The organism is Lactococcus formosensis (assembly GCF_018403745.1).
Taxonomy (GTDB): Bacteria; Bacillota; Bacilli; order Lactobacillales; family Streptococcaceae; genus Lactococcus; species Lactococcus formosensis.
In genome coordinates this window covers 370,182-383,179 of the sequence record NZ_BOVP01000003.1, presented here as the reverse complement: position 1 = coordinate 383,179, position 12,998 = coordinate 370,182, and the positions used below count along the sequence as shown (strand labels likewise).

Annotated in this window: 17 protein-coding genes and 1 other RNA gene; 7 read left to right on the top strand and 11 right to left on the bottom strand. The window is 34.2% G+C overall.

What is annotated here, in order from left to right; translation table 11 throughout:
* Positions 1-42: 42 nt before the first annotated feature.
* The 3 genes from KJS37_RS05300 to KJS37_RS05290 form a co-directional block, all read right to left on the bottom strand.
* Complete coding sequence (locus KJS37_RS05300; RefSeq protein WP_017370299.1) at positions 43-522, bottom strand: SNARE-associated domain-containing protein; 480 nt, start codon at positions 520-522, stop codon at positions 43-45.
* Between the two features lie 237 nt (positions 523-759).
* Entirely contained in the window at positions 760-1,194 is a 435-nt protein-coding gene (locus KJS37_RS05295; RefSeq protein ID WP_096368171.1) for a universal stress protein, read from the bottom strand.
* A 244-nt stretch (positions 1,195-1,438) separates the two neighbouring features.
* The gene (locus tag KJS37_RS05290) at positions 1,439-1,864 is read right to left on the bottom strand and encodes a universal stress protein (RefSeq protein ID WP_026063848.1); all 426 of its coding nucleotides are present in this window, start codon (positions 1,862-1,864) and stop codon (positions 1,439-1,441) included.
* Positions 1,865-2,082: 218 nt separating this feature from the next.
* Between KJS37_RS05290 and KJS37_RS05285 the strand changes: the two genes are divergently transcribed.
* A complete protein-coding gene (locus tag KJS37_RS05285) occupies positions 2,083-2,238 on the top strand; it encodes a hypothetical protein (protein ID WP_016170924.1) in 156 nt (51 codons plus the stop codon).
* Positions 2,239-2,423: 185 nt separating this feature from the next.
* Positions 2,424-2,861, top strand: coding sequence for a DUF1398 family protein (locus KJS37_RS05280; protein ID WP_213496196.1), 438 nt, complete (start codon positions 2,424-2,426; stop codon positions 2,859-2,861).
* Between the two features lie 434 nt (positions 2,862-3,295).
* Here KJS37_RS05280 and KJS37_RS05275 read toward each other — a convergent pair whose 3' ends face one another.
* On the bottom strand, positions 3,296-4,171 hold the full coding sequence (locus KJS37_RS05275; protein ID WP_213496195.1) for a cation diffusion facilitator family transporter: 876 nt from the start codon (positions 4,169-4,171) through the stop codon (positions 3,296-3,298).
* A gap of 214 nt (positions 4,172-4,385) precedes the next feature.
* On the opposite strand from KJS37_RS05275, the gene KJS37_RS05270 reads away from it, so the two are divergent.
* The gene (locus KJS37_RS05270; RefSeq protein WP_165713898.1) at positions 4,386-5,129 is read left to right on the top strand and encodes a hypothetical protein; all 744 of its coding nucleotides are present in this window, start codon (positions 4,386-4,388) and stop codon (positions 5,127-5,129) included.
* A gap of 80 nt (positions 5,130-5,209) precedes the next feature.
* Here the strand turns inward: KJS37_RS05270 and KJS37_RS05265 are convergent, their stop codons facing one another.
* Positions 5,210-5,557 carry a YxeA family protein gene (locus KJS37_RS05265; protein ID WP_165713897.1) on the bottom strand — a complete coding sequence of 116 codons (348 nt, stop codon included), beginning with the start codon at positions 5,555-5,557 and terminating at the stop codon, positions 5,210-5,212.
* A gap of 116 nt (positions 5,558-5,673) precedes the next feature.
* Positions 5,674-6,024, bottom strand: a complete 351-nt coding sequence (locus tag KJS37_RS05260) for a YxeA family protein (protein ID WP_213496193.1) — start codon at positions 6,022-6,024, stop codon at positions 5,674-5,676.
* A gap of 387 nt (positions 6,025-6,411) precedes the next feature.
* Here KJS37_RS05260 and KJS37_RS05255 point away from each other — a divergent pair, with 387 nt between their 5' ends.
* The 4 genes from KJS37_RS05255 to KJS37_RS05240 all read left to right on the top strand — a co-directional run bounded on the left by KJS37_RS05255 (position 6,412) and on the right by KJS37_RS05240 (position 9,920).
* Positions 6,412-7,977: a glycosyltransferase-like membrane protein gene (locus KJS37_RS05255; protein ID WP_213496191.1), complete on the top strand. Its 1,566-nt coding sequence runs from the start codon at positions 6,412-6,414 to the stop codon at positions 7,975-7,977.
* Positions 7,978-8,147: 170 nt separating this feature from the next.
* Positions 8,148-8,687, top strand: a complete 540-nt coding sequence (locus tag KJS37_RS05250) for a YagU family protein (RefSeq protein ID WP_213496189.1) — start codon at positions 8,148-8,150, stop codon at positions 8,685-8,687.
* Between the two features lie 104 nt (positions 8,688-8,791).
* The gene (locus tag KJS37_RS05245) at positions 8,792-8,950 is read left to right on the top strand and encodes a hypothetical protein (protein ID WP_165711454.1); all 159 of its coding nucleotides are present in this window, start codon (positions 8,792-8,794) and stop codon (positions 8,948-8,950) included.
* Positions 8,951-9,338: 388 nt separating this feature from the next.
* Positions 9,339-9,920, top strand: a complete 582-nt coding sequence (locus KJS37_RS05240; protein ID WP_213496188.1) for a hypothetical protein — start codon at positions 9,339-9,341, stop codon at positions 9,918-9,920.
* Between the two features lie 425 nt (positions 9,921-10,345).
* Here the strand turns inward: KJS37_RS05240 and ssrA are convergent.
* From ssrA to KJS37_RS05215, 5 genes are all read right to left on the bottom strand, one after another.
* Positions 10,346-10,702: a transfer-messenger RNA gene (ssrA, locus tag KJS37_RS05235) on the bottom strand.
* Between the two features lie 45 nt (positions 10,703-10,747).
* A complete protein-coding gene (locus KJS37_RS05230; protein ID WP_096368165.1) occupies positions 10,748-11,497 on the bottom strand; it encodes a hypothetical protein in 750 nt (249 codons plus the stop codon).
* Positions 11,494-12,381 (bottom strand): ABC transporter ATP-binding protein, encoded by an 888-nt coding sequence (locus KJS37_RS05225; RefSeq protein WP_213496187.1) that lies wholly within the window; start codon positions 12,379-12,381, stop codon positions 11,494-11,496. Before KJS37_RS05225 ends, KJS37_RS05230 begins: the two co-directional genes overlap by 4 nt.
* Positions 12,374-12,562 carry a PLDc N-terminal domain-containing protein gene (locus tag KJS37_RS05220; RefSeq protein WP_213496186.1) on the bottom strand — a complete coding sequence of 63 codons (189 nt, stop codon included), beginning with the start codon at positions 12,560-12,562 and terminating at the stop codon, positions 12,374-12,376. Before KJS37_RS05220 ends, KJS37_RS05225 begins: the two co-directional genes overlap by 8 nt.
* 24 nt (positions 12,563-12,586) lie before the next feature.
* Positions 12,587-12,922: a putative DNA-binding protein gene (locus tag KJS37_RS05215; protein ID WP_017370175.1), complete on the bottom strand. Its 336-nt coding sequence runs from the start codon at positions 12,920-12,922 to the stop codon at positions 12,587-12,589.
* Positions 12,923-12,998: the final 76 nt, after the last annotated feature.

Genomic DNA, 12,998 nt, shown 5'->3' with positions numbered 1-12,998 from the left:
TCCATATTAAATTAAAAATAAAATATGAACAAATTTCTTGTGTTATGCGTTAGGTTTAAGCTTTTTCACTAAAAATGTCCCAACACTCCAAAGTAACAGCACAATAATAACAAAGAGAATCAATAAACCAACTGAGCCGTTAGCAATCGAGCGGAATAAAGTTAGTCCTCCTGCAGCATACACAAAGCCCCAAGCTAAATAACCTGGCAAAGCTACAAGTGTGTACTTACTCCATTTCCAATCTAACATACCAGCAGCAAGCTGCACTACAGTTTGAAAGCCGACTGTCAAGAAACTCAAAGGAATGACTGGCCATCCATATTTTTGCAGAGCGAGCATTCCCGCTCGATTTTCTTCGGATTTCTCTGCTTTTTTACCCCATTTTGTCTTCAATATTCCCATATGAATGAGTTTCCCTAGTCCAAAGGTCATCTGTGCCCTAAAGAAAACAACAATAAACAAGAACAAGGTGGCTTGCCAGAGTGGCAAACTTGCCACCCAATTTAGCATCTTTTCAACCATCTGTTTTTACTCCTCTTATTTTACATAAGCTAAATTATAAAGCTCTCTACTATTGAAACATAATATATTAAAAAGTCAAATTCTTTTGTTTTACAAATAACAAAGTCTCCATTTTTCTTTTATTTATTAAGCAATTATTTCAAAAAAGCCCTCGAAATACGAGGGCTAGGGAATTTCATGAAAAAAATTTGAAACAAGTAAAGTATAACCTTTCTTTCTTAAATCAAACAAAGGATACTATTTTTTAACCACAATAACATTACAAGGCGCGTGATTAATGACATAATTTGTTGTCGAGCCTACAAGTAAACGGTCAAACATGTCTGTTCCAGTTGCGCCAATGACGATTAAGTCAATTTTTTTATCTTCTTCTTCAGCAAAATTAACAATCCTTAACTTTGGTTTACCTGCAACTTCATAAGTTTCATATTCGACTTGTTCACGGATAATATCTTTACAATTTGCTAAGATATCTTGTGCAAGTTGGTCCAATCCTGGCGTCTCTACAATCCCTTTATGAACAGCTCCATAATATTTATTGATGTCTTTTACTGTCAGGACATGTAATTTTGCATGATTGAGCCGGGCAATACGTATCGCTTCATCTACTGCTTTGTAAGATTGCTCGGAACCATCCACGGGAACCAAAATATTTTTATAATAGTCAGTCATAATCATTCCTCCTTTTAGATTTATCTCTACTTCTATTGTACATTTTCTTTACCTAAAAACGAAATCATTTCCCTGAAATCAGTACTCAACCGAAAATATGTTAAAAAATACGCCCACTAAAGTGAGCGTATTGAAGTGATAAGATAAACATCTTACTGGAATACTTGTATTATATCGTCTCTATCTTAAGCAATACTAAATTTAAAAGCTCTTAAATGAGACAATGCCAAACGAACTTTTATATCTATTTAACAACTAAGACATTACATGGTGCATGATTTACAACAAACTGTGTAGTTGAGCCTAACATGAGTTTATTAATCATTCCTGCTCCCGTTGCACCAATCACAATCAAATCCATTTTCTTATCTTCGGAAAATTGGACAATCATATGCTTAGGTGCACCAACAATCTCATAACTCTCATATGGTACTTCTTCGCCAATAATCTCTGCTGCTTTCTTCAGGATATCTTGCGCCATCATATCCATTTCAGGATTTTCGACAACACCAAAACCAGTCATTCCGTAATGATGCTCCATATCCTTAACAGTTAAAACATGAAGTTTTGCATTGTTTCTCTGTGCCAAAGTAATTGCTTCGTGTACTGCATTATAAGATTGATCTGAACCATCTAGTGCGACTAAAATATTGTGATATTGTTTTTCCATCATTAGTACCTCCGCCTCTTTCTTTTCTTATATCTATTATCTCTCTTTCACAACGACAATTCAAATATTTCAGTGAAAGATTGTAATAATTACTCAAGAACACATTTCAAAATAGCTTTTTTGTACTTTTCAAAAGAATGTGTTACAATGATTATGGAATTTCGTTATGTACGTTATAGTGTCCTTTCGTCAACCATATAGAGAAAGGAGAATGCATTATGACATTCACTAACAAAAACAAAAATTTCAAGTATACTGTATCTTTAGATACTTCAAAAGACATTTTCAAAGTATTTTTGGCTAATGATCCTGCTGTTTATGGGCTTGGTCGTACCATTGAAGAAGCAATGCACAACTTGGAAGAATTAGCATAAGGAGCTCATAGCAATGGATGAATATTCCTCGTGATGGTATCTACTTCACACGTTTAAGTAGATGCCTTTTTTTGTACTCAAAAATCTAATTCTCTTCCCCTAAATATATCCTCAAAAATTTACTTCTCAGCTAAATTATGGTTTAATGGCATCATAGATATCTGAATAGAAAAGAGATTGTACAAATGATTTCAAAAAATATTCAAAGAGCGATGCTCAAAGCAAACCATATCGGTGCTGCATCTAAGGGCTTCCCCTATCTGGCCGAATGTTTAAGGCAGGAAGGAATTGTAAAAAATATATGGCACCTCCCTTCTGGAGACAGCTTCTACTTTTCGCAAGCTGGATCACTCGTAAATCCGGGAAATCCTTTAATCGGACGTGTCGGTCCTTGCCCAGTTTTTGACCAAATTGCTTTGGTTCAAAATATTCGTGCAAGCCAGACGGGTAAAATTTCCTTCCCTGAATTCTTGGTTTCACTTTGGAAAGCGGGTGTAATCCGATATGAGGTTGATTTCACTACACGACAGATGAGTTATTTTGGCGCACTTGACCAAGTCTATCAAGAAAACTATCCCGCTGTTGAAATCGAGACTTCACCTACCGAATCTTTTCTTCCTTAATTAAAAAGATCTTGAAATATCAAGGTCTTTTTTTCATGACCGAATATGCAGAGTGTGATTTTTTTCATTTTCATAAGACAAACCATCATCACAGAAGTTTTGCTTCTCGTTGCTATTTTTGTTAAAATTCATCTATGATAAAAATTTATTTTAAAGCATTAATTCAAGCACTGCTTATTTTAGCAGTTTGCCTCTTTCTTCTTATTTATGTAGGCACGAAAATGCTGGCCTTCATTGCTTAAAAAATTCTAAGCTTCTTTTGCTTATTTTCTTTCTTTTTGATAGAATTAAGGAATGGTTAAAATTTTATTTACCTCAATTATTAAAGTAGCGATTGCTCTTTTCATCATTATTTCTTTTGGAATGATGATGTTAACTTCGTTCTTACCTATCATGTAAGCAATAAAAAGTACCGGTAATTTACCGGTACTTTTTTATTCAGGAAAAGGTTCTACGTGTACGTCAATATCAAAAACTTCAAACTTTTTAGACAGTTGCTTCTCAATTTCCTCGGTAATTAAATGGCTTTCCGCAACTGAAAGTTGAGCATCCACATAGATAACGATATCTAGAAAAATATTAGCACCATAAGTTCTACCTCTAAGAAAAGGGACTCCTTTCACACCAGGAATTTTTAAAATATCTTTCTTATATTTTTCCAAATCTTTCTCAGGAAAACCGTCCGATAAGGTAAAACTACTCTCTCTGAAAATTTCAACGGCCGTTTTGATAATGATAATACCAATAATAAAAGCCGCAACCGTATCTAAAATATAAAAGTGAAGATAAGAAGCCGCAATTGCTACAGCCGCACCAATTGATGTATAAGCATCACTTAAGTTATCCTTTGCTGCTGCCATCAAGGCTTGCGAATTAACTTTTTTTGCTAATCTGCTGTTATAAATGTACACAATCACCATAACTAAAGCCGAACCAATACCGACTAATGCAGATAAAGGATGGGGTGGCGTGAAAGAATTATTGACAATTTTTTCAAAGGAAGAATATAGGACTTCAATCCCTACCATAAGCATGATAAAAGAAGTGACCATGCTTGCAATATTTTCAAATTTCCAATGTCCATAACGATGATCATTATCTTTTGGTTTTCGGGCAAGTTTCAAGCCTATGAGTACGGAAACTGAGGCAATCACATCTGTAAAATTATTCAAACCATCCGCACGTAAGGCTTCCGAATTTGCAAATATCCCCATAAATATCTTTGTAAAAGCTAAAATGATATATGCTGAGATACTAATCCACGCGCCCTTCTCAGCGATTTTCAGTTCTTTATATCTCTTGTTTTCCATATCCTTCTCCTTCTGAAAAAAGTAACCTTTATATTGTATCATCGACTATTGTAAAAACAAAATGAAATGTTGTTTTAATTTAACCAAGAAAGTTTAGGGAATTATTTTCGGTTTCTCACATCTTTTTATCTTTTCTTCTATTAAATTACTTTTTCACATAAAAAGAAAGCGCGCTCTTTTCTTATATGATATACTATAATCAGGAGATTAATTTATGAAAAAAATTATATTAGGATTTATTCCACTACTTTTACTTGTTGGTTGTGGAGCGGATAAAAAAGAGGATACTGCCAATTTTGCTCAGGATAAACAGTCAAGTGCTCACAACTCCTCCTCTACGTCTGCTCCTCGTTCTTCTCAGGATACTGTCTCATCAAGTGAGCAGCAAAAAAGTTATCCTGAAGCTCTAGAACAGTTTTCCAAAGGAGACTACTCCAGCTTTCATGGGCTATATAAAAACAGCAACAACGACGTTCTAATCATCACCAAAGACCACATTGAATATTATTCTCATACCGGAAAAGATATTGGCTCTGTCATTATCAACGAAAGTACTTTTAAATCTAAGACTGAAAATCAGCCCTTTAACCAAGTTTATCTTTTTAATCAAGGCCAGATAGAGATCAACTTTAATGCGACAGCAGACAAGATTGAAACAATTCAAATTACAGATAATGCTGGTACTACTGCTGATTTTACTTTAGCTGCCCAACTTGACAGCAATAATTTTACTAAGGATACTGTACTTAATTATTTTAAGAGCTATCTTTCCAATCCAGATGATTATTATTTTGACGCTACGAATACGCAAGGTTCTTTTGTAATTCAAGTTTTTTCAAAAGAAATGCGAGCAAATGGTGCGAGCGGGACCGTTGGTTTATACAAAGTTTTACCTGATGGCACTATTTATCTTGTGACTTATGATGTAGCAACAAATACATATCCTAAAGCTGAGTAACTCATTACCGAATTATTCCTGCATTATAAATAAAAAAATCTACGTTCTTAGAGCGTAGATTTTTTTATAAGTAAATTATTCTAAATTTTATTCCGTACTTTTTGAGGAATATCTTGTTTCTGGACTTCCTCCCAGCTGGTTACGCCTTTCTTATCGTTATATACGAGCCTTAAATAAGCATCATGTCTGAGATTATGGCTTCCTGTGAATTCCATTTCTTTTGCTTCCCCTTTTTCATTATAGCCAGTCAATGTATAATAGTACCTCGTAAATTCTTGCCCCGCATCGTCTTTTTCTTTTTTAGCAATTCCATCTTCTTGAATATGAACGTAGTAACTGTCGCCACCATATGCTGTGTGATACCAAGCATAACCTCCGCCGACAAGAATCAATACAAGTGCCAGAATTCCTACTAATACCTTTTTCATATTTCATACCTCATTTATTTTTCTTCTATAAAACTATTTTACTTTTATTTTTGCAGTTGTAACTTACATTTTCTTAAGAAAGTAATGTTCCTTCTTCATTAATTTTGAAGAGCCCACTATTCATCAAGCTTATTCAATGCTGTTTTAGGGATCTCATACTTTTTCCTTATCTTCCAACTGGTTGCCTCTTTTTTCTTGTTCACGTGGACTTCCAAATAGTCACCCAAATGTACTTGATTATCGGTTTTAAGATGAAACTCCCTAACCCTTCCTCTGGAACTTGCTCCCTTGATTGTATAATTGTATTGACTGTCTACAGTCCCATCAGTATTCTTAACCGTTCTAGCACTTACTTGATCGTGTACACGTGCAAAGTAAATCGTTTGTGTATAACTAACATTTTCCCAAAAAAAGCCAATGTCTAAAATTAAGAGTACGGCTAAAAAACCAAACAATATTTTTTTCATTTTATTTTCCATTCAACTTACAACATTGAGTTGCTATCATTATTTTACTGCTATTTTATCTAAAATGTCCTTACATTATTGTAATCATAAAATTTGAGACCTCTTAACTCAGAGCGAATTCGCCCTCGCAAACTCTTGATTTTATTTATGATTCTATATTTATCTCTTCTATCCCTTTTTAGTTTCTTTACTTTAGAAATTATTTTTTACAAATTGGTAAAATATGAAACTTTAGTCGTATAAAAAATTGTAAAATAAATATTTTTTATTTATAATACAGGTATCAAAGCTTAAAATTAAATAAACAGAAAATATAACCTCCCCATCTACAAGGAAATTTTTCCTTTAATTTAAATTAGGGCAGTATACTTATAGGAGTAAACAATTTTGATAAAGAATTCAAAAAAAGTAATAAATAAGAAAAACTTTCTATACGAAGCACTATTTGTAGTAGCTTTTCTATTAACTTCTTTTTGGCTTTTCAGTGCTATTCGTTCAGGAAATTTTTCTTTAGAACTAATTTACTCACAAAATGGAGCTTATATCTTCATACTTAGTTTAATAGCTTTGACTGTATCTTATCTGAATCGCGATAAATTAAAAAATTGGTTATCATATGTAATAAGATTTTTATGTAACAATATTGTTGCAGTATTTGGGGTTATGATACTATTTCAAATAGTTACCCTTTTATTTGCTTCAGGACTCTCAGGATATGATGTTTACGGATTATATCATGCTGCTATGGGCGATATAAATTCTCAAAAATGGACCTATTTGCAAAACTATCCTAATAATTTTTTACTCTTCTTATTCATGAGAATCGTTCATAGTTTAACTCTTTTACAAATTTTAAATATCATAGCAATAGATTTTTCTATAGCAATGTCATATTTTACAGCAAAGCGTCTTTTCGATAAACAAACCGCTCGATACAGTATCTTACTCTTTATAGCAACACTCGGCTTTAGTCCTTGGTTTTTAAACACCTACAGTGACACCTTTGTGTTGCCCTTTGTAAGTTTAGGGATATTCTTTTTAACTTGCTGGAGCGAAAAAAGTATTGCCCCTCACTACAGGCTAATGTCTCTACTCTCTGCTGGTTTTTTTAGCTCCATAGCTTACTATCTGAAACCCTCTGCAGTTATTTTTGTGATAGCATACTTTTTAATTTCTATACTTAAGCTAGGGAAATTCAAACCTTTCTTTATCTCGTTTTTAGTCTTTATTATTGGTGCTTTAGTATTTGCAATGCCTTTTACACTTTATAAAAACAATCAAAACTATGTTCACTTTGATAAAAACAAAGTGTTTCCTATGACTCATTTTTTGATGTTAGGTATTTCTAAAAATGGTATGTACAACGGACCAGATGTTCAACTTACCAGATCAGCAAAAACTACTAAAGAGAAGAAAGAAGTGAATATTAAGGTCTTCAAGCAAAGACTAAAACAGTTAGGAACTCTTGGCTATGCCAAATTCTTATATGAAAAGTATTGTAAAACTGTCCATGACGGTACCTATGCTTGGGGCGCAGACGGCGCAGGTAAAACTGGTTTCCTTGTCACACCTAATCTCAATCCAAGCGAAAAACTGTCACCATTTATCCATTCAAATTTCGGAAGTTTTTTGAGAAGCTTTATTTACACTGATAGCAATGGTCAAGGTTATACCAATGGAAAAAATACCTTTTTCTACAGATTTATTGCTCAAATTATCTATATTATTATGATTTTCGGGATTTTACTTTCAACCTTAAAATCAAGGTATGATTTTAAAGTTATGTGGTTACTCTTATCTATGATTGGGCTTATGCTCTTCTTGCTTATCTTTGAAGGTGGGAGAAGTCGCTATCTGATTCAAACCTTGCCTGTATTTGTTATCTTAGCAGCTTATGGATATCATTCAAAATTTGGCACTCAAAATTTAAAGAGCAGATTAAAAAACAAATAAAAAATATAACAGTCAAAAAAATTATCTGACTTCCCTTACTCCTTATACAACTCATAACTACATAAAAAGATAAGCCCCTACTGTGTAGGGGGTTTATTTATGGAGTTTTAGTACACAATCTTGCAAAGATTTTTTGTTAAAATATAAATTATATTAAAAGGAGGCATTCTATGTTTTCATTCACTATCCCTAGCGCATCTCTTCAGGAAATAATTTTCCAAAGTATCTGGTATGGCTTTATTTCAGGCATGATTTCTGGAATGGTTAAGATTGGTTGGGAAGCAATCCTTCCACCTAGAACATCTGCAAGAAATACCACTAATCCTCCTCAACGTATGTTGGAGCAATTTGGAGTGCCTTCTTCACTTACTCACGCTTATGTTTTATATTCGCGTGATCAAAAAGTGTATTGGTTTTCTTTAATTTTGCATTTTAGTTTTTCCATATTCTTTGCTGCTTTATTTATATTCATTGCACAATATTGGCCCTTTATTGCCCTTTGGCAAGGTGCTGCTTATGGAATCATCATCTGGGTCGTTTGGCATATCATCTTATTGCCTATTATGAAGACCATTCCTGTACCTTGGAAACAGCCATTCGCTGAACACTTCTCAGAGTTCTTTGGACATATCGTTTGGGCATGGTCCATCGCTGCCTGTCTATATTATTTAATATCAAAGGATAATAGTGGAATTTTAACAAACATTTAAGTAAATTAAGTTTGTGTTTTAAGTTTATTGTGCTACAATAAGAATAGAATTTCGTTATATTCGTTATAGTGTCCTTTCGAAGAGAAACAGAAAGGGGAATGCATATGACATTCACTAATAACACTAAAAACTTCAAATACACAGTATCTCTAGATACTTCAACGAATTTATTTAAAGCCTCTATGGTAGATGAGACTACTTCATTAAGTAGTCTCGGTAACACCATTGAAGAAGCCGTGTATAATTTAGAAGCGATAGCATAACTGACAGCGCCTATTTGAATAGGCGCTTTTTTGTATAAAAAAAGCCGCTCAGTAGAGCGGTATTCTAGGCTATAGGAATACAGATAAAGCAGTTAGAGAAGTATTAAATAAGAAGCCGATTATTCTTTAATTTTGTTCAACGAAACACTAATCACCTATTGATTCACATATATATTAGAAATCTATAACAACTATAACCCCTATTCTGCCAATCATAGATTAAATGCAATCAAAAATAACTTTATAAACTATCCTTCCTTGTATCTACTATATTTTACAAGTCATTTTTATTTGGAAAAAAACAGGTAAATTTTGTTCATAGTATCAATTCCTTTCTTTATTTATTTGTAGTAGAATAGATGATACATTTAACGAAAGAGGTTTTATTATGGTTACTTTCAGTATCTTTATCCCTATTATTCTTATTGGTTCCATGGTCATTTATGCCCTATTCATATCTAAATATCGAAAAATTGTAAGTCAATCGAGAAAAGATCGAGCTAAACTGGTAAGAGAAACATTTCCTGATTTATCGCCTAAAGATATTAAATATAGGAATGCATCAATCAATCTATATCTGCGCTGGTATCTTTATTCTCCAGCACAAAGAATTTTAATCCCTCTATTCGGGCTAGGCGTTCTAGCTGCAATTGTTGGACTGATAATTCAAGTGATTAAATTATTTAATCATCTAAATGGTGATAATTTAAAACTCATAGCATTTTACTTTTTCCTTCTCTTCTTATTCTTGTTATTAGCACAACTCCTTACTCCACGCTTTGCAAATCAGAATAATTTCCTCAAAAAATATTTAGAAGAAAATCCTTCAAACGATTTACGTGTAATTGTTTGTGAAGAAGATTATGCAAAGAAAGTTACAAAGGCAAAAATTATGTCTGATATTTTCCTTGTTTTTGTAACAATCGTTTATCTACTACTTACAATATATTTCTGGTATTCTAGTATGTAAATTTATTAATGCGCTTCGGCGCTTTTTATTTAACTTCTATAGGTTCGACACGGAACACCATAATTGCAAGGTAGATATCAACGCGTAGTCACTTGTTAGTATTTTTCCTCGAACATTGAAGTTACACACTCCACTCTTCATCTCACACTTCCTCAACTTATCATCTTTAATCCTTCTTCTCTAAAAGCGGCTCATTTGTTCTCAAGTTGGTGGATCACTGCTATCGGAACATTTAGCAAGCATTTGATAAATTTTCCAAGTCTATTGATTTTTAAACTAGCTCTTCTTCAGCTAGTTTTTTTGTTTTTTTAGTTATCAATTTAGTTATCACTATTTGGTAAAGTATAGAAAAATAAATTAAAACAAAAAATAAAAACCGCTTAATAGAGCGGATTTCTTAAACTACAATAAAGTAGTTATACATATAATGGAGGCGAGGGGAGTTGAACCCCTGTCCAGACACCTTGCTACATCAACATCTACAACCATAGGACTTTCTCTAGTTTAACAAATTTCCAAAGCCAGTCTCAAACAGCAGAAATTTGCGGTGCTTTAAAATCTCTTTTTTTATGTAAAGCCACCATAAAAACGTATCCGACTGAGGTTTAGAGCTTCAGGCCGCCATCGGCGAACGATCATCAGCTACGCAAGCTGGTGTTTAGGCAGCGAGTGCGTAAGAAGTGTTATTTTTAGCAGTTATATTTATCTGCGATGGATTTAGGTGACATCACCACCAGTTGCAGTTCATGCGCGACAATGCCTGTCGAATCCGTAACGCCCCCGTTACGGTGGAATAACTTCCAGACCTTAATTATAGCACAAGTCCATTAATATTTCACGCGCAATGGTCGTATCAATATAGCCACAATAGAGAGTACTATAATACCAACACAAATGCCAATAGTAACAAAATTAACTTGTCCTGGCGCATTTAACACATTAATCGGAGAGAGTAAGCTAAGAGGCAGCCATTCAGAAATATCACTCAATGTCTGAATAATCGAACTTACCACCATCAGCACAATTCCAGAAACAACTGCTAGAAACGCCTTCCTTGTCCATACAGCAATCGCACTACCGAAGATAACTAATGTGAGTAAAGCTAAAGTTTGGAGCAAACTTGCCGAAAGTACTCTGCCCCACTCAACTTCAGGAAAGAAAACCCAGGTTATATATGTGGCACTTATAACTCCTACCACATTACTTACTAGAGTTACTAAAAAAGCAAGAATGAGTTTAGGTACCCATAAGATAATAGAATTGCGCGCTACAGTCGAATAATAAAGCCCCAGTGAGCTCTCTTTTTTCAACTTAAAAGTATCGGCAGTAAAGTAAATCAGAACAAAAAGTCCAATCTGAGAAATATTACTAAAATACGATTCCATCAGGGCTTTCCAGTTCGGGTCTGGCATGAGAATAATCGTACCTTCTGTCCCACCAAAAGTTGAAAGAAATTCCTTCATATAGTAAATTAAAACGGGCGAGGTAATACCAAAAAAAGCAAATAAAAAGAAGAGAATAGGCAGACGGCTATTGCGCCACCACATTTTCATTTCTAAAAGAATTAGTCTTTTCACTGTTCTCCTCCTGTAATTGCACGTTCAAAAGCCATTTCGAGACTGTTGCTTGCGGCACGATAAGCACTTATTTTTTGACCGATATCGGGAAAGATTTGTAAAAGTTTCTCTGTATATTCACTCTTAATCATCAATTTTCCTGTAATTTCAGGATAGAACTCAATATCATTCACTTGAAGAATATCCATAACTTCTTGTTTGACTTGTTCACTTTTAATCTCCAGTTCTACAAACTCATCCATCTGACTATTTTCAATAAACTGATAAAGTGCCCCCTGAAAAATAAGTTCTCCATGATTTAAGACAAGGAGTCGATCAGCGATATTTTCGATATCTGCAAGGAGATGACTGGAAACAACTACCGTTTTTTCCTGTGATACTTGCGTAATCAGTTGCAAAATTTCAATTCGACCAATAGGATCTAGAGCACTTGTCGGTTCATCTAGAAATATCAAAACTGGATCAAGTAAGAGAGCCACAGCAATTCCCAGACGTTGCTTCATGCCTCTTGAATAACCACCGACTTTCTTATTTAGATAGGCAGATAAACCAACTTTTTCAAGTGTCAGCTCAATTTGTTGGAGATTTTCTGGTTTCTCGTTCAGAGCACAACTTTGTTGCAAAACCTCTGTTGCGGTAAGATAGGCAGGAAATTCTGGTGTGTCCGGACAATAGGCCAAAGCTTGGTTGGCCAACTGAATTTCTCCCTGGCTGGCTTTATGCTGCCCTAAAATCGCATGAATTAAGGTAGTCTTCCCCGCACCATTAGGACCAATCAACCCAATAATTCCTGGATCTGCACTAATCGAACAGGTCACATTTTTTAAAGCATCAAAATTGCCAAAAGAAACAGTTAAGTCCTCTATCTCAATGATTTTATTCATATTTGTCCCTTCCTAAAATAAAATAAAGAATCCCGCCCAAAGGAACCGAAATAACGCAAATAAGTGCCCAAGCCCATCTTGGCAGATGCTTGACGTCTGCACTTTTAAAAATACTGTAAAAGCAAGCACATAAGTAGAGACAAACTAGTAAAATCAACGGGACAACAATACGTATATCCATTTCGTACACTCCATTCTTTGTCTTTTAAAATTCATCTTCATCGATTTTTTGAATTTCACGCAATACTGCTGTTAGGTGTTGATCAGATGCGTACTCTGCTAAAAGCTCATCAATCAACTGGTTACGTACCACATAATTAGAAAAAAGATGCAACTTCTCCTCATAGCCTTCCAAAACTTTTTCCGTGCGCTTAATATTGTCATATACGGCTTGGCGGCTGACATTGAATTCCTCAGCAATCTCAGCTAAGCTATAATTATCCGCATAATAAAGTTCAATATAATTCATCTGTTTGTCCGTCAAAAGAGTCGCATAGAACTCAAACAGGGTGTTCATACGGTTTGTTTTTTCGATTTCCATAATTTCCTAATATTCTAAGAAAACAGCTGATTTTAAATCTTCGTTTTCATCCTCATTCATAACTTAATTATCTGTT

Excerpts from the sequence above, each read along its gene's own strand:
- KJS37_RS05300 (WP_017370299.1), bottom strand. The coding sequence starts at position 522 with ATGGTTGAAAAGATGCTAAATTGGGTGGCAAGTTTGCCACTCTGGCAA.
- KJS37_RS05295 (WP_096368171.1), bottom strand. The coding sequence starts at position 1,194 with ATGACTGACTATTATAAAAATATTTTGGTTCCCGTGGATGGTTCCGAG.
- KJS37_RS05290 (WP_026063848.1), bottom strand. The coding sequence starts at position 1,864 with ATGGAAAAACAATATCACAATATTTTAGTCGCACTAGATGGTTCAGAT.
- KJS37_RS05285 (WP_016170924.1), top strand. The coding sequence starts at position 2,083 with ATGACATTCACTAACAAAAACAAAAATTTCAAGTATACTGTATCTTTA.
- KJS37_RS05280 (WP_213496196.1), top strand. The coding sequence starts at position 2,424 with ATGATTTCAAAAAATATTCAAAGAGCGATGCTCAAAGCAAACCATATC.
- KJS37_RS05275 (WP_213496195.1), bottom strand. The coding sequence starts at position 4,171 with ATGGAAAACAAGAGATATAAAGAACTGAAAATCGCTGAGAAGGGCGCG.
- KJS37_RS05270 (WP_165713898.1), top strand. The coding sequence starts at position 4,386 with ATGAAAAAAATTATATTAGGATTTATTCCACTACTTTTACTTGTTGGT.
- KJS37_RS05265 (WP_165713897.1), bottom strand. The coding sequence starts at position 5,557 with ATGAAAAAGGTATTAGTAGGAATTCTGGCACTTGTATTGATTCTTGTC.
- KJS37_RS05260 (WP_213496193.1), bottom strand. The coding sequence starts at position 6,024 with ATGAAAAAAATATTGTTTGGTTTTTTAGCCGTACTCTTAATTTTAGAC.
- KJS37_RS05250 (WP_213496189.1), top strand. The coding sequence starts at position 8,148 with ATGTTTTCATTCACTATCCCTAGCGCATCTCTTCAGGAAATAATTTTC.
- KJS37_RS05245 (WP_165711454.1), top strand. The coding sequence starts at position 8,792 with ATGACATTCACTAATAACACTAAAAACTTCAAATACACAGTATCTCTA.
- KJS37_RS05240 (WP_213496188.1), top strand. The coding sequence starts at position 9,339 with ATGGTTACTTTCAGTATCTTTATCCCTATTATTCTTATTGGTTCCATG.
- KJS37_RS05225 (WP_213496187.1), bottom strand. The coding sequence starts at position 12,381 with ATGAATAAAATCATTGAGATAGAGGACTTAACTGTTTCTTTTGGCAAT.
- KJS37_RS05220 (WP_213496186.1), bottom strand. The coding sequence starts at position 12,562 with ATGGATATACGTATTGTTGTCCCGTTGATTTTACTAGTTTGTCTCTAC.
- KJS37_RS05215 (WP_017370175.1), bottom strand. The coding sequence starts at position 12,922 with ATGGAAATCGAAAAAACAAACCGTATGAACACCCTGTTTGAGTTCTAT.